The sequence below is a fragment of the Komagataeibacter oboediens genome, from assembly GCF_018491655.1.
Lineage (GTDB): Bacteria > Pseudomonadota > Alphaproteobacteria > Acetobacterales > Acetobacteraceae > Komagataeibacter > Komagataeibacter oboediens.
Map to the genome: position 1 here is coordinate 117,688 of NZ_JABLUU010000061.1, position 24,553 is coordinate 142,240.

24 protein-coding genes and 1 pseudogene are annotated in these 24,553 nt (G+C 58.7%); 5 read left to right on the forward strand and 20 right to left on the reverse strand.

From position 1 onward, the window contains the following. Positions 1–322: 322 nt before the first annotated feature. Positions 323–808, forward strand: a complete 486-nt coding sequence (locus HNO79_RS16945; RefSeq protein ID WP_084296386.1) for a MucR family transcriptional regulator — start codon at positions 323–325, stop codon at positions 806–808. A gap of 249 nt (positions 809–1,057) precedes the next feature. Here the strand turns inward: HNO79_RS16945 and HNO79_RS16950 are convergent, their stop codons facing one another. Further along, positions 1,058–2,410, reverse strand: a complete 1,353-nt coding sequence (locus HNO79_RS16950) for a Fic family protein (protein WP_244987596.1) — start codon at positions 2,408–2,410, stop codon at positions 1,058–1,060. A gap of 306 nt (positions 2,411–2,716) precedes the next feature. Between HNO79_RS16950 and HNO79_RS16955 the strand changes: the two are divergent. Beyond that, positions 2,717–2,990, forward strand: a pseudogene (locus tag HNO79_RS16955) (MucR family transcriptional regulator); the annotation flags it as partial. 34 nt (positions 2,991–3,024) lie between these two features. Here the strand turns inward: HNO79_RS16955 and HNO79_RS16960 are convergent. From HNO79_RS16960 to HNO79_RS17010, 11 genes are all read right to left on the reverse strand, one after another. Then, complete coding sequence (locus tag HNO79_RS16960; RefSeq protein ID WP_081472674.1) at positions 3,025–3,630, reverse strand: hypothetical protein; 606 nt, start codon at positions 3,628–3,630, stop codon at positions 3,025–3,027. 227 nt (positions 3,631–3,857) lie between these two features. Then, entirely contained in the window at positions 3,858–5,162 is a 1,305-nt protein-coding gene (locus HNO79_RS16965; RefSeq protein ID WP_141299371.1) for a DUF1173 family protein, read from the reverse strand. After that, the gene (locus HNO79_RS16970; protein WP_141299369.1) at positions 5,159–7,501 is read right to left on the reverse strand and encodes a type IV secretory system conjugative DNA transfer family protein; all 2,343 of its coding nucleotides are present in this window, start codon (positions 7,499–7,501) and stop codon (positions 5,159–5,161) included. The genes HNO79_RS16965 and HNO79_RS16970 overlap by 4 nt, the downstream gene beginning before the upstream one ends. Before the next feature lie 3 nt (positions 7,502–7,504). After that, positions 7,505–8,110 (reverse strand): hypothetical protein, encoded by a 606-nt coding sequence (locus tag HNO79_RS16975; protein WP_025811693.1) that lies wholly within the window; start codon positions 8,108–8,110, stop codon positions 7,505–7,507. Continuing rightward, on the reverse strand, positions 8,085–9,266 hold the full coding sequence (locus tag HNO79_RS16980; protein WP_141299367.1) for a secretion/conjugation apparatus DotM-related subunit: 1,182 nt from the start codon (positions 9,264–9,266) through the stop codon (positions 8,085–8,087). Before HNO79_RS16980 ends, HNO79_RS16975 begins: the two co-directional genes overlap by 26 nt. Beyond that, entirely contained in the window at positions 9,263–9,772 is a 510-nt protein-coding gene (locus tag HNO79_RS16985; protein WP_025811692.1) for a lytic transglycosylase domain-containing protein, read from the reverse strand. The genes HNO79_RS16980 and HNO79_RS16985 overlap by 4 nt, the downstream gene beginning before the upstream one ends. After that, positions 9,769–10,191 carry a hypothetical protein gene (locus tag HNO79_RS16990; protein ID WP_025811690.1) on the reverse strand — a complete coding sequence of 141 codons (423 nt, stop codon included), beginning with the start codon at positions 10,189–10,191 and terminating at the stop codon, positions 9,769–9,771. Before HNO79_RS16990 ends, HNO79_RS16985 begins: the two co-directional genes overlap by 4 nt. Then, entirely contained in the window at positions 10,188–10,436 is a 249-nt protein-coding gene (icmT, locus tag HNO79_RS16995) for an IcmT/TraK family protein (protein WP_053324023.1), read from the reverse strand. Before icmT ends, HNO79_RS16990 begins: the two co-directional genes overlap by 4 nt. Then, the gene (locus HNO79_RS17000) at positions 10,436–11,599 is read right to left on the reverse strand and encodes a type IV pilus twitching motility protein PilT (RefSeq protein ID WP_007396180.1); all 1,164 of its coding nucleotides are present in this window, start codon (positions 11,597–11,599) and stop codon (positions 10,436–10,438) included. The genes icmT and HNO79_RS17000 overlap by 1 nt, the downstream gene beginning before the upstream one ends. After that, complete coding sequence (locus tag HNO79_RS17005; protein ID WP_034957963.1) at positions 11,596–12,636, reverse strand: type IV secretory system conjugative DNA transfer family protein; 1,041 nt, start codon at positions 12,634–12,636, stop codon at positions 11,596–11,598. Before HNO79_RS17005 ends, HNO79_RS17000 begins: the two co-directional genes overlap by 4 nt. After that, on the reverse strand, positions 12,629–13,087 hold the full coding sequence (locus tag HNO79_RS17010) for a DotD/TraH family lipoprotein (protein WP_025811685.1): 459 nt from the start codon (positions 13,085–13,087) through the stop codon (positions 12,629–12,631). Before HNO79_RS17010 ends, HNO79_RS17005 begins: the two co-directional genes overlap by 8 nt. Positions 13,088–13,413: 326 nt before the next feature. On the opposite strand from HNO79_RS17010, the gene HNO79_RS17015 reads away from it, so the two are divergent. Continuing rightward, positions 13,414–13,803 carry a hypothetical protein gene (locus tag HNO79_RS17015; RefSeq protein ID WP_141299365.1) on the forward strand — a complete coding sequence of 130 codons (390 nt, stop codon included), beginning with the start codon at positions 13,414–13,416 and terminating at the stop codon, positions 13,801–13,803. A gap of 210 nt (positions 13,804–14,013) precedes the next feature. Here the strand turns inward: HNO79_RS17015 and HNO79_RS17020 are convergent, their stop codons facing one another. After that, on the reverse strand, positions 14,014–15,174 hold the full coding sequence (locus tag HNO79_RS17020) for a pyridoxal phosphate-dependent aminotransferase (RefSeq protein ID WP_025811684.1): 1,161 nt from the start codon (positions 15,172–15,174) through the stop codon (positions 14,014–14,016). Positions 15,175–15,385: 211 nt separating this feature from the next. Between HNO79_RS17020 and HNO79_RS17025 the strand changes: the two genes are divergently transcribed. Together HNO79_RS17025 and HNO79_RS17030 are read left to right on the forward strand one after the other, a co-directional pair. Then, a complete protein-coding gene (locus HNO79_RS17025; RefSeq protein WP_025811682.1) occupies positions 15,386–15,763 on the forward strand; it encodes a helix-turn-helix domain-containing protein in 378 nt (125 codons plus the stop codon). Further along, a complete protein-coding gene (locus tag HNO79_RS17030; protein WP_025811680.1) occupies positions 15,763–16,995 on the forward strand; it encodes a type II toxin-antitoxin system HipA family toxin in 1,233 nt (410 codons plus the stop codon). The genes HNO79_RS17025 and HNO79_RS17030 overlap by 1 nt, the downstream gene beginning before the upstream one ends. A 168-nt stretch (positions 16,996–17,163) precedes the next feature. On the opposite strand, the gene HNO79_RS17035 is transcribed toward HNO79_RS17030, so the two are convergent. From HNO79_RS17035 to HNO79_RS17370, 7 genes are all read right to left on the reverse strand, one after another. After that, on the reverse strand, positions 17,164–20,247 hold the full coding sequence (locus HNO79_RS17035; protein ID WP_141299363.1) for an ATP-binding protein: 3,084 nt from the start codon (positions 20,245–20,247) through the stop codon (positions 17,164–17,166). Positions 20,248–20,260: 13 nt separating this feature from the next. Further along, a complete protein-coding gene (locus HNO79_RS17365; protein ID WP_227000651.1) occupies positions 20,261–20,662 on the reverse strand; it encodes a hypothetical protein in 402 nt (133 codons plus the stop codon). 274 nt (positions 20,663–20,936) lie between these two features. After that, a complete protein-coding gene (locus tag HNO79_RS17045) occupies positions 20,937–21,407 on the reverse strand; it encodes a hypothetical protein (protein ID WP_025811676.1) in 471 nt (156 codons plus the stop codon). Positions 21,408–21,594: 187 nt separating this feature from the next. Further along, positions 21,595–21,873 carry a helix-turn-helix domain-containing protein gene (locus tag HNO79_RS17050; protein ID WP_003625676.1) on the reverse strand — a complete coding sequence of 93 codons (279 nt, stop codon included), beginning with the start codon at positions 21,871–21,873 and terminating at the stop codon, positions 21,595–21,597. Next, complete coding sequence (locus HNO79_RS17055; protein WP_025811670.1) at positions 21,842–22,114, reverse strand: BrnT family toxin; 273 nt, start codon at positions 22,112–22,114, stop codon at positions 21,842–21,844. The genes HNO79_RS17050 and HNO79_RS17055 overlap by 32 nt, the downstream gene beginning before the upstream one ends. A 901-nt stretch (positions 22,115–23,015) precedes the next feature. Continuing rightward, on the reverse strand, positions 23,016–23,561 hold the full coding sequence (locus HNO79_RS17060) for a hypothetical protein (RefSeq protein ID WP_025811668.1): 546 nt from the start codon (positions 23,559–23,561) through the stop codon (positions 23,016–23,018). Positions 23,562–23,578: 17 nt separating this feature from the next. Continuing rightward, a complete protein-coding gene (locus HNO79_RS17370; protein WP_234448320.1) occupies positions 23,579–24,133 on the reverse strand; it encodes a hypothetical protein in 555 nt (184 codons plus the stop codon). Positions 24,134–24,553 lie beyond the last annotated feature (420 nt).

Here is a 24,553-nt window from a genome sequence, read left to right on the forward strand (position 1 = left end):
CATGTTCACGCCTCAAGACCTTCCTGGACCGAAGAGGAAGCTGTGTCTGAGTGTTCTGCTGACACCGGATCCAGATGATCTCTTATCGCAGATATGGCGTCTTGATGCTGGGCGGGAAACGGGTAACAGGATTGCCGTAGAAAGCAAGAAGTGTTGACGCGCAGATGAAATACAGATGAGCAGGCACAGGATCCTATTGGATATCTGCTCAAGAGCATACCTGTTCTGCAATCTGCCAAATCTTCGAAAACGTCGAGGACTATTCCCAGTAGCGGTGTTATATACGGGGCTACAGTTTTTTCGTCTGTTAAGGTGATGGACAATGCCCGAAGAACAACAAAGACAGCTGGCGCTGACCGTGGAAATCATAACTGCTTATGTATCGGAAAATAAAATATCGCCGGACGAACTTATCAGGCTGATTGGGACTGTTTACAATTCATTGTCCGTCCCGACTACTTCGGGCGTAAAAGAACAGATACCTGCCGTTCCCATTAAGCGGTCCGTATTTCCGGATTATATCATATGTCTTGAAGATGGGAAAAAGCTGAAAATGCTCAAACGGCATCTGCAGGCGTCCTATGGCATGACGCCTGAAGAATATCGGCGGAAATGGGGACTTCCATCCCATTACCCTATGGTCGCTCCCAATTACACAGTACGCCGATCGGAACTTGCACGAGAGATTGGGCTGGGGCGGGATATAATGTCCACTGCCACCAAATCTGGTGATGAGGGCGCGACAGAACCTGCATTGTCTGACAGGCCGCAAGGACGTCGCCGGGGTAGAAAGAAGGCCATCCACTAAAAGGGGAACGCGCCGCCGGACCGGGCGGCGCGGCGATCTCCTGGCTCAGGAACGCAGCAATATGCGAAGGCAGAACTTCTTCGCTACGCTGTAGGGTGTCGACAGTGGATGTTCCTATTTGACCGGACCATGATCCAGTTCGGGGCGTTACGTCGATAAATCCCGACGAAAGATGCCTTTTATACAATCCAGGTTGCGGATCGCGATCCTAAGCCCTTGCGTTATGCACCTCGCGGAAGAATTCAGTTCTCAGTGAAAATCAACAGCTTCCTCTTTCATGTGGTGCTTGATGGTCATCTCCAGTGCTGCGCTGAGATAGATAACGTGGGGGGCGAAATTGATATAGCGCCAGGCCGGTCTCGCCAGATCAGGGCTTGAGAAGTCGAGATTGGATTTTATCCCATCAGGATAGGTCTTCATGTCACGATCGAAAGAGACTTGATCCGAGATCTGTTGCATCAGGGGTTTTGAAACCCTGTCCAGAATCTGGTCGTAGTTTCGCCTGCTCGTTGGGTCTCCAATGATCGTAGCTGAGATGGGGAGGATGATCTGGTCGGGGATGGCGCCGTCCCGCCTGAGAACGTCATTTATCAGGAACCGGTGGACACGGCCGTTCCCGTCAGAAAGAGGATGGATGTAGACGAACCCGAAGGCTGCCACGGCGCTACGCATGACAGGAGACTGTCCTTCCGTCCTGTCGAGGAAAATTTTTAATCCCTCAAGCATATCCGCTACGTCTTGTGCGGGAGGCGCGAGGTAATGAACAACATTCTCGTACCTCATCGTGTATTCTCCAACGAATACTGGTGACAGCCGCAAGCCAAAATGCTCGGTTATTGTGACGTCACCGAGGATGTTGCGTTGCAATTCGGCAAGGTCAGTATCTGTCAGGGGGACTGTCCCTTGCCCGGTTCTTGTGGCGAGTACGTGGCTGAAGCGCTGGATCCGGTCAAGTTGATGCTCCTCGCCTTCAATGATGAAACTTGCCTTGCTTTCACGATTTGTCAGCCACACTGCGGCCCGGGCAAGCATGCTCTCGCCGAACTCCTGCACCAGTTCACCGTAACCGGCAGACACGTCCATCTCCGCAGCCGTCTTGAGTTGACTGGAAAGCGGGATAAAGGGACAAAAAAAGCGGTTCCCAGGCATGTTGTCACGGACGCGCCATCTGCTGACGTTGCTCGTCTTGTCCGGAGAAGCTGTTACCTGAAAAGATGCGTCCAGTGCGAAGACGTAGTTGCCGCCGAGGTCGACTGGCGGCACGAGCGTTTGTCCGGTGACGAACTCAAAGAGAAATGACGCCCGTCTGGCGTATTGTCCGGTCGGCGCACTGTTTATCCACTCCTGGACAAAACCTGGTCCGGTCTTCGCAAAGACGCGGGCCAGCAACTCCAGGCTGGTGGGTTCGTGTCGCAGATGAAACTGCAGATGCGCGGCTGCCGTGTCAGCCGGACGCATGTTTTCGGGATACGTCTCGATGCTGTATAAATTATGATGACTGCTCGAGCGACGACTTCCAAGCTGGCTTTTGACAGCCAGTCCGCCGAATGGCTCTGCATCATATTTCAGTGCGAGCCACATGCCGCCAATCGGGTCCGCCATTCGAATTAGATTCCTGCCGAGTTGTCCAAAACCGTTTATTGATGCTTAAAATCGCATATAAACGATGCCTTGTGTAAAAAAATATATATGGACAGCCGTGGCCACGCGTATGCTTCCGTCACTTCGTCTTTGTGATCAATAATTCCCACTCGCTGAAGCGCCCTCACGGCGTTGATTTTCACTGAGAACTGATGGTACGGATCAACTGCGGCGTGATGGATTCCTCCACTGGACAGTCAACTCTTCAGCATCCTCTCAGGACCACTGCGAGCCGTCCACACCGTCAGTTCTTAGTGAAAATCAACATCCTATGGCGTGACGCTTGAAGAATATCGGCGGAAGTGGGGACTTCCGTCTCATTATCCTATGGTCGCTCCCAATTACACAGTGCGCAGATCGGAACTTGCACGAGAAATCGGATTGGGGCGAGACATAACGTCTGCTGCGACAGAATTTGATGATATGGGCAACGGAATCGGCATTGCCAGAGAGGTCGCAGGAGAAGCGTCGGGGCATAAAGAAGGCCATCCACCAAAAGCGGAGCGCGCCGTCAGACGAGGCGGCGTGGCTGTTCTTTTGATTCAGTCATGATGATGAACAGACCGCTGTCTACCTTATATCCCGACGCTAGAGTCCGGCAGACGAAAGATTCCTTTTATACAATCCAGATTGCGGATTGCGATCTGCGTGTGTGTCTTTTCCCGGAAGGCGCTACCGGGATAGAGTTCGCCGCCTTCCTGGAAAAGGCCGCGCACCGTATCATAAGGTGCGAGATGAGACTCTGGGGCTTCAATAGAATCGTGAAGATACCTGATAACAGCGCAGTCGAGGTTACGAAAAAGTTTATCACTATTTACGTCGTGCCGGGAATCACGATTCACCGGCATCGGTATATCATCCGTGCTTAATGTGTCTCGCAGGCCTTCATAGGCGGTCTTGAGCATCTCCAGGTCTTCGCGTGTCGTTAAATCAAGACAGTTGCCCAGATCTACGACCAGACCAATAACGAACGGTTTGAAACCGGAATCCCTGCGCTGTTTCTGATATGCCCATTCTTGCGCACGTAACGGGTCGGACTCCCAGACATAGAAACCCGGTCCAAGCCAATCGTAGTCGGTCTCCGACGGAGTTGGTGCGCTTTCTCCGTTAATCAGTTTCCGGCCGACCTCTTCAGAACAACCATGATAACCGAGTACAAAAGATGTATGAAGAACTGTCAACGCAGTTACGCTTTAAGCATGCCCTCAATGCGTGGGTCACGCGTGTACTCTTTGGTAACCGCGCCTTTGCTATCGATAATCCCCATTCGCAGCAAAGCCGCATGGGCTGTCCGCTTGCTCTTCGTGTTCGCAAGGGTCTGCTTTCTTATTGCTGCTAGAGCAGTCTGATGGGAGTTCAGCTTCATGATGCTACATATAAGGCAGCTAAGTGAAGAAGTCACCCTGTTTTATCTCAGCCTGCCTGATGGAAAAGGCGGCATCCGGCTCCCTGTTGTCGCATCCCATGACCACCATCCACCTGCTCCGAAGGTCGCGTCGTAGTAATTTTCCTTTTCGGCTCGTCTGGTAGTGTAGGCCTCATCCGTGCGACCGAAAACTTCCATTGGATATCCGTCATTCCGCGCCGTGTCCTGCAGGATGAAATCCGGGAAAACGAGATCCCGTTCCGCGTCGAAACGCAGTGGTTTTTCGAATGCGCGCCCCGCTGCCACGAGGGCATCGGCTACCGCCAGTTCATGACTGCTTTCGAAAGGAAGCAGGCTGTGAGAGACGGTCATCAGGGCACCAGTCCTGACTTCCGCCTGGATCCAGCCCTTCCATCGGCTATTGGGCGCTACGATGTTTCGTGCCGTCACATAGAGCAACGCCACAACATGTGCCTGCCGCGCCGCTTCGGGCAGGGCGAGCGTGGCTGCCGCCAGTTGGTGCGACCGGGCAAGACGGTTCCTCTCAGCCGCAGGCACTGTCAGAAAGCAGCGGTAACCGTTGCGCTGGCCGGTCAGGGCCATCGTGAAATTGCCCCTGGGATCTGGTTCCAGAGCCTCCACGAACCCGATCAGGAACAGATGGTTTTCCTGTCCTTCTGTCCTGACAACGGCATGGAGACGCCGTCCGAACTTTTCATGCCCTGGGGCAACAGGACAGAGAAGATCGGAGATCAGTCTGCCCTGCGCCCGGATCCGGGTTCCGGCAGAGGCGATCCGGCCCAGGGCAACCGTCGGTGTGCGGTGTCCGGCGAATTGTGGCCGCCATTCGGTCAGCCCCGCCCGCTCCCACAGGAGATGGAGCAGCCCGAGAGGCGTCATCCGGCGCTGTCGCGCCTGTCCAGGCCGATCTGAAGCAGGCAGCGGCGTGTCATCGACTGGCCGGGGTGGCCCCTTGCGGCGCAGGCCGATCGACAGGGTCACAGCGACATCCCCATCCTCACCCTCGCGAATTACGCTATTTACATAGCTGGCGCGCCCACTTTTCTCCGGGTCAGGCTTGTAGAACGGGCATGTCTTTTCATGCAGCGGTCCTTCATTTGGCCAGACGGCGAGGTGATAACTGTGACTGTCCGCCCGGTAACGGATCTGTAGAGGCAGTGCGGCACCGCGATGCTGGCACAGGCATCGCGCCTTGTCAGAACGCTCCGCGCTCCGGCTTTCATCATATTTTGCCTTAAGGCGGCGTTCCCAGCGTTCCGGGTCGGTGCGGCGCCATTCGAGTTGGAACCTTTCCCCGCCAGGAAGGATGATGATCGTGCCCGTCATGCCGAGGTTTTTTCTCGCAATATCCTGATCTGGGCGAGGATTTCCTTTTCGGTCATTCCGGTGCTGGCCGCGCCCTCCTTCGGTGCGCCTTTTGTCATAGCGTCCCTGACACCCAATATAAGCAGTGCCTGACGCCGGGCTACACCGGGCTGCCGGTCCACGCGGCGTTCAATAGCCTCCAGGCGTCCAAGCAGGTGACCGTCGATGGGAGGTATGGTGCGGGGCGGTGTCTGAAAACCGGGTTTCGGGATGGAGGCAGCATCACGCAGCATATAGGAAAACGGTGTCAGCATGTCTGTGCCGGCTGCGTGCTCATTCTCTTCATCGTCATTGGCGGTCGCAACCCGGCGTGGTGCGGCGGCGACTGCTGCACCAATCTGTGCAAAATTGCGCAGGATGTCTTGAGAACCTGGACCGAGGCGGTCGACTGCTTCCTGGAGTGCGCGAACATCCGGCTCGTCGTGTACCGTGGTCAGTTCAGACTGAAACAGGCCGCCTTCGATCGTCGCGAGGAGGGCGAGCAACTGCTGGTCCGGGGGCACCCGATTCAGGTCCAGCGGCGCTGCAAGCATGACCGGCTGGGCCATGCGGATCGCGCCTGACCGCCCATTGACGGCGGCAAAGAACGTCTTCGAATGGACGATGCGACCGGCATACATCGTTATGGCCTCGCCCTCGATGAGTGACTGAAGGTCTGCCCAGGGAATACGGGCGACTTCCCGGACTTCGGCACCCCGTCCTTCCCGATAACTGCCAGCCGAGTTGCCTTCGAAATGCGTGGCCTGACTGACCTCGATCCGATCGGACTGCTTTTCGATCCACTCGCGCGTGCGCATGGCATCCTGCAGGCGCATGGCGTGGGTGAGGTTGGCGTTGCCGAGCAGGGTAAAGGCTTTGTCGCCGATGCGTGTCGTAAGACCCGGAAGATCCTGAAACCCCAGCCAGAACATGCAGTTCAGGCCGCGTCCCATGGCCAGCTGCCGGTCCATGCCGTCCGTGACGTAGGCGGAGAGTTCGTCGTAGAAAAAATGGAACGGCGCGTCGCCGCTGCCTGCCTTGAGCTTGAAGACCTGCTCGGCGGGGCCGTCAAGGCGGGCGCCAAGAAGCTGGGCCATGACGCCGCGACCGGCCGCGACCACGATCTTGCCCAGTCCGGCCAGCGTATCCGAGGAATTCTCCAGCGCGGGCAGCGTGACGACGAGAATGCGGCGGTTCAGCACCACATCGCGCATATCGATGTCGGGTGTCTGGGCGCGGAAGATATGCCCGAGACTGACGCCAAGCTGCGTGAAGACCCGGGTGAAATACATCTTGGCGTAGCCATGCTGCTCGCTCGGTTTGTTTTCTTTCTGCTCATTCCACGCCAGAGAGGAATCATATCCCGGCAGTTCGCCCAGATAGGCCTGGGCCGGATAGAGGATATCATCGGGAATTTCGGGAACGCTGATCTCGATGGGGTGATCGGAGCCGGGATTGCGGATCAGGAATACGCGATGCCGGGCCAGCGTGCCGATCCAGCGCAGTTCCATGGCGTAGCGCATGGTCTCGATGTTGATCGGCACGCCGTGGGTGTCGCGCATCCAGGTCAGGACCGGGGCGATCGTGCCGGCAAGGCCGACAGCACGATCCCGAAAGACGCCGTTGGCGTCGTTGCTCGACGGCTCACCAAGCTGGCTGACCAGCATTTCACGGATGGCGTCGGCATTGCCGGTCGCAAACGGATTGAACGTATTGGACTGGCGGATGCCGCTTGCGGTCAGAAAATTGAGATTGAGCACCTGGTCGTCCAGCCCGAAGCGGCGGGCAAGCGCCAGCACATCCCCGTGGACCGTGTTGTCACCCTTGCCGTCGATCAGGATGAACCCGGATCCATGCGCGAGAGGATTGGCCAGCAGGGAGATTGCGGATGTCGTTTTGCCTGCACCCGTTGTGCCGGGCACGGAGGCGTGCTGGCGCCCCGCGTCGGATGAAAGCCAGAGTTGCTGGCCGGTCAGTCCGTCCGTTCCAAGATATATGATGCCTGCCGCCGCTCGCGGCCGACGGGTTTTGGGATCAAGATCGTGTTTGTCCTTCAGGCCGGAATACCTGGGCAGATGAAAAGGCAGCACGGGCTGGCGGGTCATGACCCAGAGCGTCAGGCAGAGGGCGAGTGGAAAGGTGATCCCGACGATCGCGGGAGCCAGCACGCTGAGCCCTGCCAGAATCATGAGGGCGAACCCGGAACTGCTGGATTGCAGCTCTTCGGCGATCCGGACCGTGAAGGGACGCGTGTCGCGATAGGTGGAGCCGTGTTTCAGTTGCTGGTGGACCTGCGGTCCGCCGATCTCGCGCTTCACCATGCGTCAGTCTTCCAGCCCGAAAGGAGATTTTCCCGTGTCGATCGTGGGCGCCACGGGAGCGGTTGGTGCCGTGGGGGAAACCGGCGCCGTCGGCGCTGTCTGCGCTCCGCTTGGGGGTTGCGGATAAGTGGTGATAGGCCGCTGCGTCATGATGCGTCGTGCGGCATCGATTTCCGCGCTCGCCGGGTGACCGTCGGGATTGCCGACCACATTTCCATCGATCGGCATGCGCGCGCCCGGCACATAGGTTGAGCGGACCCCTGGCGCGCCTTCGTCCGTCATGGGCGCGCCGGAGAGTGGGGGTAGAATTGCAGGCGGCCGTAGCATGCCAGCGGGCCCGGTGTCGGGAACGGCGCGGTCGGAAACCATGGCCTGACGTGTGCCGATGATCAGGATGGCGGCCAGTCCCCCAGCGACCAGCGCGGGCAATGCCTTTTTCAGGCGCCAGCGCCGTGCTGCTGCCGCTTCTGGTAAAGTCGGTGCCGCATCGCTCGTCTCCGTCTGCCCGAAATCAGATCCAAGATGGAGATGGAGGGGCTGTAAGCCTGTCCCGTCGAGTTCAATGGTGATGGGTGCCCGGCCATCAGCGTGGAGGATGATACGGGTCATGGGAAGATCCTTGTGCTGCGGGCATCGGGCGCAGGATGGCGAGTGCGTTCTCAACCGCAGGGATGTAGATCGGACGCTGGTAGCGTCGTTCTTCGCTCCAGTGCGCACGCGCGCCGGCGGCCTCGATGCGGGGATTGGGATGAAGGTCTTCGGCCGGGATCTCAGCAGGAAAGCCGAGTGAGTGCAGCGCGTACCACAATGATCGGTCGATGAGCTTCACGATGGCGAATGAAGAGGGGGCGAGCACGCCCGCCTGACGCCGGGCTTCGTGCAGCAGGGTCATGAGCGCAGTCACGCTCCATCCGCTGCGCTCGCAGACCGTATCGATACAGTTTGTGATTTCCTTGTCCTGCAGGGCAGAGCGGGCGCTGCTCATAACGGACTCTGGCACCGTGAGCGGCGCCAGCGGACCATGCGGACCATCAAGGCCGGCGTCGGCCAGACCGGCAGAGAGTTCACCAAGCAGGGCGAGGGCGTCCCGGCGCCTCTGGAGGTAGTGCATCGCAAAGGCAACGAGAAGCACCTGTTCGACAGGGGATGCGGCGTTGATGCTGGACCAGTGGCGGCCCAACTGGCGCGTGAACGCCTCGAGCGCGCCGGTTTCACTGTAGCGGCCCTGTGCATCGACAGCGAAGCGCGCGCCCCATTCGGCACGTGTCAGAGCCGGGTCCGCGGGCAGGGGGATACCATCCGTGGGCGTTACAAGCCTGTCCAGTCGGCGTCGGACGAATCCTTTCAGTGTCGGAAACATTTCTGCCTGGACCGCGATCAGACCTTCCAGATCGAGCGCTTTTGCAAATCGGCCGGGGGCAGCACGCCACATGCATAACCCGCCCAGAAGGGCAATCACGATGGCCACCGGCCATTTCAGGGCATTGCCCAGGATTGCAAGGCCATAATAAAGCTGGATCGCCCTCACCAGATCCGGTCGATATTGCGCGGCCTGCAACTGGACCTGCAGGCGCATCAGGTCGGGATTAGACGTATGCAGCAGGTTGATCTGCCCCAGCATGGCCCGCAGATAGAAGGCCGTGATCTGCGTATGCCACAGGCCCCAGGCCATGTAGCTGAACAGGAGGACCCCGACGATGATGAGGATCGAGGAGAAGAGCAGATAGTCATCGCTGGATGACCATGGGACGCGGCTCGTGCTCATGAGCGATCTCCCCTGCGGTTTCTGGCCATCATCGTGAGGGCGATGTCGTAGAAACGCCGGAGATAGGCGTTGCCATGGCGTGGGGTATGAGAGTGATAGAATGCTACGGCCTGCCAGAGGTCGCCGTGTGCTTCGTCCATCGCCTGACCAAGGATCCAGGCGCCTGCCTCGATATTGGCGCACGAACTGTCGCGCAGCGCTGCATATGTTTGCGCGGGCGTGCTGTGCCATCGCCTCGCGATGCGATCGACCCATGTCGTGTTGACCTGCATCGGCCCGAGATCCGCCGTGCCGTTACTGTTCGGGCTGACCATTCCGGGACGGCCGGCCTCGACATAGAGGAGGACGAGCAGCACGCCACGGGGCACGCCGGAGATTTTTGCCGCAGCCTCCAGACAGGCCGCAATCTGGCGGCCATTTTCTTCGACGCTCGTGGCGCGGGCGGTCGTGCTGGCGGCAAAAAGGGGAAACGTCCCGAGTGCCGCCAGAGCGAGGCGGGGGATCATGTCGCCCCCTGCAAGGTCGGCGCGACATCAGCGATCCGGCCATGGGCTTCGCCCCAGAAGTCGATCAGATGATTGAGGACCAGCGCGTCGTCCATCTCCGCAAGCCTCATCGTGACATCGATCAGACATAACATCACGACCGTAAATGAACCGGCGCGTACCTTGCGTACGGCATAGCCGAGCGCGCTGTCGGGCGTCCTGCTGACATCAAGGGCAAAGCCCGTCCCTGTCAGTTCCAGCCACAGGGCTTCGGCACTGATCAGGAAAACCGGCAGATAGGCTTCAGGGTGTGCCGCGTCAGCCGGTGGTACGACCACCCTTTTTCCGGTCCCAGGGTCCAGCAGTTCAATCGGCTTGCCGATTTTGGCCAGAAGCCGTGTCTGCGCGGCACTGATCGCCGCCAGATCGATCGCGCTCATGAGAACCGCCTCCTTTGCCATGTCGGCAGGGCGGTGCGGACCGGCCCGATGAGAAAGCGTCGGATGGAGCGTATCGCGGCCGGCAGCGTCAGCCCGAAAAACGAGATCGTCCCGAAAAACACCACGCCGAAGATCCCGATCAGCAGGGTGGTGAGGCTCCAGTGTGTCACGGAGATGAGAATGGGAAAGCAACTGCGGGCATCGAGAATGAAAACCCGGACAGGATAGGCCGTTGCACGCCACATCACGCGTCTCTCCTTTCTTCCGCCAGAGCGGTGTCTTCGGTGATCAGATCGGCATCAAGCAGTTTGCGGATGGCCTTTCCGAAAGACTGGCCCTGCGCCTCGACTGCGTCGGCCACGACGTCCGGCCAGTCTGTTGGCTCGGTCCGGGTCAGCTTGCGGCGCAGATCACGATCGAAGGTGAGGAATTCGCGGATCGCAACACGCCCGCCGCCCTTGCGGGGCACAAGGCGCTGGTTGATGCAGAACCGGAGCGCCTGAGCGAGGGCCGAGACCAGGTTGTCACGTTCCGAGGGGGGACAGAGCGCGATCGCGCGCTGGATCATGAGGGAGACGCTGTCTGCATGCAGCGTCGTGCCCAGGATACCGCCCATCATGGCGATATTGATGGCTGCATTCATGGTCTCGCCGTCCCGACATTCCGTGATGATGCCATCGCTCATCTCGCGGCGTGTCAGGCTGCGGGTGAATGTGGGAAAAGTCAGGGTGGGGGGGCGGATCTCCGTCTGGCTGATCCGCGAGCCTGAAGGCGGTCGCAGGTCGTCCAGCAGGAACTCGATGGGCTCCTCGCCGGTTGCCATGTCGCAATATACGGTCGGGTCCATGAGTTTTTCGATGGCAAGCCCGAATTGCAACGTGGTCTTTCCGGAACCGGTTGCCCCGCCAAACAGGACCATGCCGCTTTTGAGCCTGTTCGTGTCCCGGATTTCCTGTTCGACCATCTGCTGGTCAAGGCTTGCGGGGCGGGCGGGGATCGGACGCATGACGATATGGACGCCGCTGCCCCGCTTGACCGAAATGGGTGAAAGATTGATCCGGAAACGCAGATTGACCTTGCGGTCCAGTGCCACGCTGTAGGCCGTATCGAGGATATGGCCGACACCAAGCATGGCCATCCCGTCAGAGGCATAGACATGGCCGACGATATCCGCCAGCGCAAGGGAGTCCGTCGCTTTGCATGTGGCGTAGCGGATCACGCCGTGCACTTTGATCGTGACCGGATGGCCGGTCTTGATGTCGATGCGCGAGGCGCCGAGGCCATGCGCCCAGCGAAGGAGGGAGTCCAGCCCTGGCGCGTTACGCCGTCGCTCCTCGACCCAGGCAAACGCTTTCCTGCCTTCATCCGGCCAGCGTTCGTCGGTCGTGACGGGGATGGTGATATTCATCGGCAATGCTCCGGATAACCGTAATCGCTTCCGCGCCGGACGTGGCCCTGAAGCCCCGGCTGGCTCGCGATCCGGATCGTGCGGTCATTGAGGTGGAGGGTGTCTCCTCCTCCCACGGCATCCTGGTGCTCGAACACGACGCGCGGTTCTTCGACGCGCCCGGCGTTCAGCAGCACCCGGTAGCGGGCCATGCCGGTAATGTCGCGCTGCAGGCGCGACAGATCGGAGAGGAAGATCTCGGTTGCCTGCTTCTCTCCGTCTGCCCAGCCTTCGGCCACCCACTGGTTCCAGTGTGACACTTCCGCCTTTGTGCGAGGCAGGGCCGCCGCTACCGGGTGATGCGGTTTGCCCCATGTCCGGACGAGATACGTGCGCCAGTCCGGGGGCGCGGATGTCAGTTGTGCCTCCCGGGTGATCTCGAAAACACATTCTGTCTCGTGCGCCACCTGGCCGGTGTCATTGAGCGCAAAGGCCATCTGTGCCTCGGTGACGATCGGGGGCTGCATGAGGGTCTGGCCACTCCCGATCGGAAGCACGATCGATCGGAAATCATAAGTGGCGTCGAGTGTCTCCTCATGGCGCCGCAGCATCTCGTTGATGGCGAATGCCCGGGCGGCCAGACCGCCCTGCGCGCCGTAAATATGCGCGGCTTCCCGAAGCTGGGTGCTTCGGCCGGGTTTCAGGTCATCGCCTGGCTCGTCATTGGGGCGGGTGTTCTGAAGGGCCTCAAGAGAGGAAGGCGCTTCGCCGCCGACTACCTCGTCGAGCGTTGAGGCCCCTGTCACCGGTTTATTGATGGGATTGGCAAGGGCGGGGTCAGCCTCGTCCACCTGATCCGCACCCGGCTGGGGCGGCTGTGGCTCCGGGACCAATGTGCCGCTGCGGGCCGATGGCGGGGATGGAGACGATGTCGGTAGCCGGACGTGCTGCCCCTCCTCAATGACAACCTTCCCCGTGGAGACAGAAGCCGCATGGGTCGGGCTGCCTGCGGCCGTCACGACGATGGCCGAAGATAGAAAGAGCGTCATCTTACGCATGCCAGGCCACCGTTATCGCGTGGTGAAGCGGGTCTACCGAGACCATGGCCTGATCTCCGGCCTGATCGCCCAATGTCCGAAGGATATCCACCACGGCAGCAACGCTGTTGGTCGCGACGCGCATTGCTCGGGGATGGCCGGTGACAGTCACGCTATAGCCAATCTCCTGGCCGAGTTTTGCGACGGCCTTGCCCAGCGGGCCGTCCCACACGAACCAGATCCGGCGGGTCAGGTCATCGGGGAGCGGGGGTTGGTTGGCAGATGCCACGACCGGAGACGGGCGGATGCTGCCAAGTTCCCGAAGATCAGTCGTGGTCTCTGCTATTGACCGCTGCAAGGCCAGTTCAGGATTGGCCATGCCGGTCGTCGCAATGGGAGAAGGTGACGACAGGCTCTGCGCACAGGCGTTGAGCGCCATGGGCAAAAGAAAAATGAGCAGAGAATGTTTCATGAGCTTCTCCGGATAACGGAAGAAGCTTCGAAGATCATCTTGCGACTGCTGCAGCAAAAATTGGCTGCGTTGCTTTTTATTTCATGCAGGCCCCGAGAGCGGATTCGTGTCCTCTTTTGGGGTATGCTGTCGCCGGATTGACGCGCAGAATTGCGTGGGACAGGAGCAACCCTTTTCTGTTTTTGGCTCTGAACGTGAGGGGATCACCGGCAGCCATTCATGTTGCTGACAGTCCTACCAAGCATTTGATGTGCGCTGAACAATCTGTATCGATGGGACACAATGAGGTATGTCGATGATATGTAGCCGAGAGGGTAGAGTGCAGGATGAAGATCATCAGAACGGCCATCGTGATGGCGATCATTGCAGGCACGAGTGCCTGTTCGTCCACGGGTGATGCTTCCATAAAAAAAACAACCATCGCGGAAGTTGATCAGAATATTCATGATGGTGTGACAACTTCATCCCAGGTGCGTCAGATTTACGGTGAACCGGGGCAGAAAACCTATGAAGATGGTTATGAGGTCTGGATTTATAGTTTTACGTCCGGCAGGGAGGATGGTCTTTCAATAGCGCAGGACGTAGTCGGACTTGGCATGCGTGGAGAAAGATCAAATAACAAAAGCAAGATGCTGACTGTTGTGTTGAGTAACGGGATCGTGCTGAAGCATAGTTTTGCCACCTCGCATTTCAGCTCCAGCAGTGGCTTGAGGTAGTAATATCGCAGGCAGGTAATGGTTCGGTATGAATGTATTGATCTGGGTAAGGCATGCAGCAGGGGCTGACTATAATGAAGACGTGTGCCGCAGAACTTAAGTTGGAAGAAACCCCCTGCATGGTCCGTAGTAGTGGGTCATGGTAAGTGCGTATTCGCATGTCTCCTGATCAGAAACACAGCCATACGCGCTCCAGACGTATATCCCCCTTTAAGTCACTGCATTGACGGGTAAGCGGTCCTTCTGGTGACGAAACCATGGGACCATGCGGCGGATGGCTTCTTCAATCTGGTCCGTTGCGACCGCAAAGCTGAAACGGATGAAGTATTTCCCGTCTATGGGGTCGAAATCAATGCCCGGTGCTGTCGTAACACCCGTATCCAGCAACAGGCGCTTGCAAAACGCCATGCTGTCATCCGTCAGGTGCCGGATATCGGCATAGATATAGAACGCTCCATCTGGTGGCGCGATATGGCGCAGCCCCATTTCGGGCAGGGCACGCAGCAGCAGGTCACGATTGCGCCGGTAGGTTTCCATATGCCCTTCAAGCTCATCGCGGCAATCGAAGGCGGCAAGGGCCGCGTGCTGGCTGAGGGCGGCGGGCGGCAGGAACAGGTTACCCATCCGCGCGCGGGCGGCTTCCACCTTTGCTGGCGGGACAACCAGCCATCCCAGCCGCCACGGCGCCATGCTGAAGTATTTGGAAAAACTGTTTACCACCAGCGCATCGGGATCATATTCCAGAATACTGTGCGCGCGTTCGCCAAAACTCAGGCCGTGATAGATTTCATCCGATATGATGCAGATCCCGTGCGCGCGACAGACGTCAACAATGCGCCGTATTTCATTTGCAGACAGGATGGTACCGGTGGGGTTGGCCGGACTGGCCAGGATCAGCCCGTCGGGAGCGGGATCAAGCTCTGCAATGGCATGGGGGGTCAACTGGAAGCGTTCTTTTTCCCCACACGGAATTTCAACCGGTTCCATATGGAGTGAGCGTACCACATTGCGGTAGGCCACATAGCCCGGTCGCGCCATGGCCACACGCGCGCCGGGCACAAAACTGGTCATGAGCGCCAGAACCAGCGCGGGTGATGCGCCACAGGTCAGGATAATCTGTTCAGGCTGGAGCGAAACGCCATATGTTTCGTCATAGTGCAGGGCAATCCGTTCCTTCAGGGGCTGGCTTTCCCAATAGCCCATGGGGTCGGTCGCCAGCACGTGCTGGGCGCGTTCGATCGCCGCGCCTGGCGCGCCGGTGGAAGGCTGGCCAAATTCCATATGAATGATGCTGCGCCCCTGTGCGGCCAGTTCATGCGCCAGTGCGCTGTTGGACAGCGCGTGGAAGGGATCGATTGGCGGCACAGGCATCATGACCTCAAGGTGGAGAAAATAGGCTTATAGGGCGATGATCGCCCTGCGACCAGAAACTGCCTCTGGAAATCAGGCGGTCTGCCCAGCGTTTTCTACGCGACGTGCCAGTTCCTGCCAGGAACGTGTTGTGAAGGGCAGAGGCTGGAGTTTGCAGAATTCCATATATGATTGTATAAGGCACATTATCGGTCAAATATGAGTGATAGTAATGGGCTCACCAAAATCCCGCGCGGCTCTTGAACGACTGGGGCGTGACCTTCGTGGCGCGCGCCTGCGGCGCGGCATAGCGATAGCCGACCTAGCCGCTCGTGCCGGCACGTCAGCAAGTTCCATCGCGCGCCTGGAAAAGGGAGACCCGGGTGTGGGGATCGGCACTCTGGCTGACGTGCTTGTCGTGCTTGGTCTTCTGGACCGGTTGGCCGACCTGATTGATATCCGCAAGGATGATCTGGGACTGGCGTTGGCTGCTGAACGTCAGCCTCGTCGAGGCCGGTCTTCTGCGACCACGTTACGCAGGCAGCAGGATAAGGATAAGGCCACGCATGGGGGAGCGGATATTATTGATATGGATGGTGCTTCGTTCTGATGCCTGATTTCAGCGCCCATGTCGTTCTTGGCGACAGCCTGACTCCCGTGGGTCAACTGCGTTTTACGCAGGCAGGTCCACGGCAGTTTTCGACCTTCACTTATGATCCGGCCTGGGTCGAGAATTCTCGGGCCTTTGCCATCCAGCCAACCTTTCCCCTTGGCTCTGGGCCGTTTCATGCGGCTGGCCAGCCAAGGAACGTGCGCGATGCCCTTGCGGGTGTCTTTGCTGATGCTGCGCCCGACAGTTGGGGGCGCAGGCTTCTCGAGCGTGCCTACGGTAATGGGCTTTCCGAGTTTGAATATCTCACACTGTCGGATGACGTATGTCGGCAGGGTGCGCTTCGTTTCGCCGATGATAACGGAGAAATCATTCGTGGCGGCGCCGATGACATCATACCGCGTCTGGTCGATCTTGCCGCTATTACGGCTATCGCGCGGGCATATGAACAGGGCAAGGACATATCCGAAAGGGATATGCAGGCGCTCGCTGGTGCAGGTGGTTCGGGTGGGGCGCGACCGAAGGCCAATGTTCGGGACGGCGATGTGCTCTGGCTTGCAAAATTTACCTCGGTTCACGACCAGTGGCCAATAGAACGTATTGAAGTTGCCACGCTTCGTCTGGCAAGAGCATGCGGAATCCGGACGCCAGAGGTCAGGCTGGAACTGGCTGAAACGCCGTTTCCTGTGGCTCTGATCCAGCGGTTTGATCGGCGTGGGGCTGGCCGGATTCCTTATATTTCGGCGAGGACTGCTCTGGGGAAAACCGGAACGGAACTGGGTTCCTATACGGAGATTGTCGATTTTATCCGGACCTATGCCGCCGATCCCCAGGCAGAGTTCCGCGAACTCTTCCTGCGTCTGGTTTATACTATTCTCGTGTCAAATAAGGACGATCATCTGAAAAATCACGGATTTCTCTATGTGGGCGCTGGACACTGGCGGTTATCCCCCGTTTTCGATGTGAATCCAGCACCCGACCGTAACCCGCATCTGGAAACGGCGATACTGGAGGGCGGTCCGCATGATCGGTCCATCCGTCTGGCACTGGAGGCGTGTGAATTCTTCGAAATTACCCCTGCTGAGGCCCGGCAGATGATCCGCGTGACAGCGCGGCGAATTTCGGATGAGTGGAGGCCTGTTCTGCGAGAGGTTGGTGTTTCCGGGGCGATGGCGCGTCATTATGAAGCCGCCTTCATAAACGATCAGATCGGGATCGCGCTAACGATCTGATAGTCACATATGACTGATAATATCGTATAATATGCCAGATACGACACATAAATTTGTCGAATCTATCCCTGCCAGACGTCGCCGCGCTATTGATCGAACAGCATGGTCAACATCATTGTGTCCGCAATGATCGGGATGTGAGGCCGTCAGGAAAATATCGGTCACCTTCTACCCAATGGTAAATTCGAGTTCCGATTGTTCATCAATGGCGCGCAGGGTTTCATACAATCCTGCGGCCACGCCTCTACCTTCCACGATCTCATCCGCCAGTTCATCCAGAACGCCGGCAAACGCTTCATCGGTCGCGAGACCGAAAACATTCATGCGCTCGCTTTTTCTGCGTTCGATCTCGCTGTTTGCTGTTCCCGAGGGAAATACGGTGGCGAGCATCCGCAGGGCTCGAGCAAAGTGGATCCGTTTGTAAAGGCGCGAACGGAGCGCCGTGTCGCCAGGCGTCGTCGAGAAAGACCAGAGTTCGATTGGCCCCAGGACGTTCACCAGAAGCTGTTCATACTTTGCTTCTCCGGCCGACATGTCCACGAAGAATGGCGCACCATTCTTTCCCGGTCCCGGCAGTGCGTTGCGGATCACATAGGCGCTGGCATCGGACAGCTTAAAGCGTCGGATAAGGCTGTCTGCCGTCTCCTGATCACCGCATTTGAGGACCCATCGGGCGGTTGATATCTTGTAAAGGTCCTCGCTGAAATCGGTATGGTTCTGTGAAATGAAGGCGAGTTGGACGTTGTGCTTGCGCCCCTCGCGGCCGTCGCGGACAGCCTGCTTGTCTACCTGGGGCGCTGGTTCGGTACGGTGCCACTCATCGAAGTCGACACGCTTCGTCGTTTCATACATCTCAGTGAAGCGGGCGAGATGATAGTCCCGCATGGACGGGGGCATATGCGGGTCGTCGGCATAATCGGGATGGAGAAAGAAATTCCGGGCCAGGATATGGCGGCCAAGCATATACATGAGCGCTGTCTGGCGGTTGGCCGCGGGAGAGCCGGATGGTGCCACCTCGGCAAGATCGAGAACGATCACGCGCGCGTCCCCCATATCCAGCCTTGTCGGGGACGCCAGCATGGGAAAATTCTTGATCACGTTCATGATGTAGCGATCAAACGTGTCGATCAGGCTTTCTCCAGTTTCCAGGGTGATCTTGGAATAGCGTTTTTCGATTTCCGGGCTGCGGGCCGCAATCAGCAGATCCTGCAGGACCGGTACTGCATGGCGCTGGGCAAAACCTGCAAGGCGGTATTCCCTGAGATTGACAAGGGCATCGACGACATCCCGCCACCATGTCGGATCGTCCTCTCCCGCATGGTGGGGCAGGCTGATGCCCAGCGATGTTATTGCGGCATCGACGTCGGGCTCGATCCCCGGAGTGTAGATTTTGGGCGTGCCCCCCTGCACCCCGGTACAGAGGCGGTAGGCTTCATCAATCACGTCCTCTACCAGATGGTCCATGCCCTCCCACGGCCTGCCATCCAGCGGCGTAGCAAGGAGCGAGATGAAATTCTGCAGGAAAACGCGCTCGAGTGGCAGAGGATATTCCAGTCCGACCTGGGTATCGAAGACATTGACCTCGAAGCCCGGGATTGCCTGCATCTTGACGTAAACCGCCTCGTGCTGGCGTTCGGGGCCAAGCGCGTTGCGCAGCATCTCGATCAGTCCGCGCGAGGACGGCCCGATATCGAGCTTGCCGATATAGGGGAGCTTCGTGCCGTGGCTGCTGATCGCGGCGCTGCTGAGGATCAAGCCCAGCAGAATGGTATTGGCCAGAACGGATTTTCCGCCGCCAGGCGGGGCGATGATAATGTCTACGACGGATGGGCGTAGCCCGCCCCCGGTCGGATCATAGGGCCAGATTGAACCATCGGGTTTGCGGAAGAGAATGGATCCCCTCTGCCACGGTGACGCACTGCGTGCCCACGGCATCATGGAGAACGCGTCACCGACAAGAGCGAGCGATGAGGTCGCAGTCGAACCGAGCGCCAGGGCAGGGACAGAACCCATGGCCGCCTCCAGCGGATCGCCAGAGATCCGCGTTGTCTTGCTGTTGCCCCACGCATCAATTGCTTGGGAGAGGTCCGACGCCTGCCGTCGCAGCTTCGCCTCTGCTCCAACCGGAGCCCAGGTTGTGGCGGTCATGCGCATCCGCACGGAATTATGGTTGTTTTTCTGGCGCTCCAGCTTGAGTGCGGCAAACGCCCGTCGAATGTCGCTATTTCCGGGGAACATCGCCAGAAACCCGGCTCCGGCTTCCTTGAAGCCGAAGGCGGCGCGGCCGCCACCCTCCAGGATCATGGCGCTGCGCCACGGCAGTCTCTTGCGGCCAAGCACGCTGGAGAGTTCGGAAAACGGGCGCGGATCCTCTGGGCCAATCGTCATGTCGACCGGGGCGTATGTATAATCCCCCACGGTCACGAGCTGTCCGCCTTTCGTTTCGGCGTCGGCATTGAAGATCTGGTCCCGGATCGCTGGCCAGAGCAGGCCCTGCGGATGTGGCTGCGGGTCATCCAGATCGTCCGGAAGCCGTGGCATTACCCGGTCACCCAACAAGGTCGGTTTCCAGGCGGAGCCCGCCGTTTCACGATAGGTCGCTTCGCGCGCGACCTGCAATGCCTGATGTGGACCGAGGAATTCGCAGGAAATGTCGAACCCCTGCAAGGCTGCCTGGACGCGCGAAATGAACGATTCATGACGGGCGGCCATAATGTCGGAGCGCAGGGCAAAACGTTGGGTATTGCCCACGCGGGGAAACTGGGAGGCAAGGGTCCTGCGTTCCTCTGCCACCTGTTTGCGGTCCTCACGTGTCAGCACGCTGGGCCGGGTCCACAGGACGTAACAGGTGGCCTCCCAGCGCATGACGTTTGGCCAGCGCCGGCGCCTCTCTTCGATGACGTCCGAAAGGTCCGCTCCGATCTGTCGGGCTATGGACCGGCAGCCATTGAGGCTCAGGCGGTCAATCTCGATACCTGAGCGCTCGGGATCGGAAATATACCATCCCACAATGGCATGGCCACGTTCTTCAAGGAGACCCTGCAATTCGATACGCTGCTGCTCGGCGAGCGCTTCCACTTCCTGCCGCGTGCACATGCGACGCAGGCCATTGATGCGCAGTACGGAGACATATTCACCGCGTTTGGTGATGAGATGGTCCCCGTGCGTACTTTCCACATCGCAGAATGAGGCAAGGGGCTGGCGCAGCCCGAGGCTGATGCCGGCCAGCAGACTGGAAAGAATACCGCCCATTGATATGATCCTGTCATGTCATGACCGGTTGGGGATCGGCATCAAGCCATTCCCTGACAAGCGCCGGGTAGATGTCGGTGGGTCCGTTATGGAGACGGCCCAGGGGGAGGAGCCGGATGCCGTCCATCAGGGCTGTCGCGCTTTCATTGATCTGCGGGTCCGCCCGGTTCGCCATCAGCAGGGCAGTCGCCAGCAGTCGGGGAGACGTTGTCTCCAGCCGCCGCCGGGCTTCGGCCGTCCGCGCGTGCAGAGCGCGGAGCACAGCGAGAGCGCTTTTGCATTGCGCAGGCATCATCGCGGTATCCGACCCTGACGCGATCGCGTCCATTGCACGATGCCAGACGACATCCTGTCCGTTTGGCCCGTTGCCGAGCGTCTGCATGAGGGCCTGATGCGCGCAGCGGGTCAGGGTCATGATGCGTGTCTGCGACAGTTTCGGCCACCATATCAGGACGGCTTCGCGTTCGATGGCCGGACGGGTCGGATCCTGCAGGATATTGCATAAGGCGCAGACAGGTCCGGGTCCGTCACCGTGCCATGGAAACCTGCGACCAGGCGTTATCAGGCCGCAGCAGGCACATGTGAAAAGGCCCGGCTCACCCATCTCCCCGGCGCCTGGCGCTGACGGATCCCATGGGCGCGGCAGCAGCCGGAAAGACTGTGTGAGACGGGCCATTGCGATCGGGTTCCTAGCCGCCGCTCGTAAACTGATAGGCCTGAGCCTGCGTACCAACGGTTGCCGAGCCACCGGACGCGGTGTTGGCAGCCTTGTTGATCCACTGCGGACCCGTTGCGAACAGACCGCACAGCACGATGCCGGCGATTGCCATACCGACCTTTCCGGGCGAACGGTTCTGTTCGTTGCGGCTCTGCCAGGCCGCCCATACGCCGCCGATGAAGCAGATGAAGGCAGCGACATACATGCATGCTGCAGCGACAAAGCCGCCCGCTGTCAGCCCCTCCTGGGCGGTGGCCTGCATCTGGGCCCCGATACCGTTTGCGCTGCCGGTTGCGGATTGGGCCAGCGCATGGCTGGCAATGAGGATCGGGACGGCCAATGTGCCAAGTGCCGTGACGGCACGCTGGCTGTATCCGACCCGTTTGGTCACAAGACGCGTCAATCGCCCCGTGTCGGGGATGCTTGTGCGAGAGAGGTTCATGGTCAAGGGCTCCGTTAAAGAGGGAGGCATGTCCCTCGGAGGAGTCTTCGGCCAGTAACATGCGACTGCGAATGTTTTTTCCGAAAAAATCTATCTTGTCGAACGGTACACTATGACTTTGGTATAAAAATGGCTATCCGGCGTTTGGGGTTGATGGGCTGAATCCCCGGCTCGTTGGGAAGGCAGCTCAGGCCACTGCCTGAGCTACCATATCGGGGTGCCGTCCGATGACCCGAACGTAGGCTACAGCGAAGTCGGGGGCCATCGCCCGTGCCTGCTCCCAGTCCCGTAACGTGCCGACAGGAACGCGGAAACGGCTGGCAAACTCGACCTGAGACAGACCGAGATCGTTACGGGTTTTACGGATCAACCGCGCCCTTTGCCCACGCTCCATGCCTTCGATGGATACCGCGCGGTCTTCGGAATCCGCCGGATCAGCAGGTAGAATGATATGCTCTCTCTTCACCTTTGTTGCTCCTTCTCACGGAAATAAAGCGGGGCAGATCGTCCCGCCAGACAAACACACCGGTGAACAGCTTCTCGCCCACGACGCCAACCACTTTGTAGCGATCCTCCTCATCCTCAATGCGGATGGTGGGCAAGATCAGGTGATTATCGTCCTCGAAAATACGGTCGCCAAAGGCCAGAGACAGTTTGTGCTTTTTTTGGTTGGCGAGGTCTTTTGCGGGGTCAAACCTGTTATCCATGAGACGATAATACGGGATTACCGTAGTTGCTGTAAAGTGAAAACTACGGGCATCCCGCAACTTTTAGCCATTTCGACAGGTCGCCATCAACCTCGTATACCCGATAGCATAAAAATCCGGGGCATATATCTTTATCCAGAATCACTCGAATATTTAGTAATAATAAAATATTTCTTGTTTAATTTCTAGAAAATATGAACAGTAAGCGAAAGTGATCGAGCGTAGTTTAGGTGCTACCGCGAATACATCCCTATTTTTGTACGGGCCTCAACTTTGATGGGTCTGTTACCCTCATTATAAACAAGTTTCACACGGTCAACCGTTGGTTGGAATGGACGATAAATTTTCAATTATCCTTGATAGGTATTTTAGAAATACCATAACCAAGAACACCAATGATGATTGGCATGCCAATGAAGGCGAAGAACTGCATAAAGGTCATTCTCGAAGCCCCCCTAAAACGGTCTGTGCCCGTTGAGGGAGAAAATATGCCATTCCCAGCCAGAAAGCGACTCCCAAGATAACGATATGAGTAGGAATGCGGTTGGCTGTCAGATTAAAAAATGACGCAGCCAAAGGAGATAGGACACCTAGCGAAAGGCAAGATCCTGCAGCGGTATCCTGCAGGTTTGCCCGCAGCTTGGTCCGCTCGTTATGAACAAGATTACCCATCCCAGTCATCGTGTTTGGCGGCTTCAAGTTCCCTTGCGATCAGGCTGCGGATTGCTCCAGCATGGTTAATGCCCTGGCGCACGGCCATATGTGACCATCTCACCAGATGGGGGCGCCCCGCTTTTTCGGGTTATTATTTCCCAATTTTATCATGTTTATCGGTTATCAAAAAAATGCGCAGGAAGGTCGAACCTTAGCTAATCTCAGCGCTACGGGTTGGGTTATGATTTTAGCCGGACGTTGTCCAGTGGCTCAGGATCCAGGTTGCTTCCTTGACGGGATTGAGGAGGATCACGCCGAAAACGAACTGGATGAGGCAACTGAGTTTTGAGCGGTTTGTTTTTCCGGTCGCCGACGCGTTCCACGCAACGACCGCCATGAACGCCGCCCAGGCGCCGAACATTTCGAAGAACAGGGCGAAATCACTGACGATTGACAGGATGGCATCCTCTGGGCCGGTCCCGGAAATGACGCTTCCGGTCGCGGCATCCGTATAGCCGGTGACAGAAGCTCCCAGCGAAACCTGCGTATCGAGACCGGCAGAGGTGGTGGATTTGGTGAGTATCCTGTCAAAAGTGGCGAAGACGCCGGAGAGGACAATCCCGATCCAGGGCACCCAGGGACGGCCGACGAACGGGTTCTGGGGCTGGCGCTGCTGCCATAATCCCCATGTCCCGGTCAGGAAGGCAATCCAGGCTGCAATATAGCAGGCCATTGGCAGCAGCCAGGCCATGGCGAGAGCGAGATCGTTGACGAGGTTGACCAGACCTTGCACGTCGATGTCTCCTTGCCTTACTGGATGATGCCGCGTTCAGCCTGGATCACCCACATCGTGCCGCGTTGAGAGATGGCGCGCACTCGACCATATCCGCGGAGATCGGTGCCGATTTCGATTTCGGACTGCGGCGGTTGCCCGGCCGGCGCAGCGTCGTCCTGCACCATGGCAAGCTGGGGAGATGCAGCAAGTATCCGGTAGTGCGGCGTCCATGTCGGGGGCGGAGCAGGAGGCGCCTGACGCATTTTCGCTGTCCGGGACGCTGGAAATTGCGGCGGCGTTGGTGTTGGCTGCGGCTCGGCCGCCGCGGCTTCCAGGGCTGCCCGTGCCTTGTCGGCTGCGGCACGTGTGGTGGCCGGTCCATCTGACGGGGGTGCTTCGGCGTCGGCCACGGCTCGTTTCGCTTCGAGGAGCGACATCCGGCGGTTGAGATCCGAAGCCTTTGCCGTATCTGCGATACGCAGCCGGTCAAGATCCTGCCGGAGCGCTGCGATCTCGCTGCGGGTCCGCTGCACCAGTGCTGCTTCTTCCGTTACAAGCTGCAGCACCTGCAACTGGTCGTCCGATGTCATGGGAGCCGCTTGCAGGCGGCTTGCTTTCTGGACCGCATCGTCCGTCGGAACAGCCTTTTCGATGCCAGTGTCGTGTTTCTGCGCGGGCGTGTTCTCGGCCGACGGGGTAGCCGGTATTGGGCCGGCGGGATGGGGCGGCTTTTTCATCGCAAGAAGTGCCTTGAGATCCTCATCTGTAGCCGAGACCTGAGGTGCCGGCGATGATGGCGATGATGTAGGTGAGTGTCCCGGCGCGGGAGACGCTTTGGGGCCTGATGGCAGCGGAGCGGAAATCATTCCGACTTCCTGGGCCACGGGAGACGCCTGCCTCTTTGTTATGCCCATCACGAGGAAGAGGGAGAGCAGACTGCCGACGGCAGTACCCGCGATCATGACCTGCCTGCGACGCGGAAGCGCCCTGAAAAGGGCTATTGCATGTGG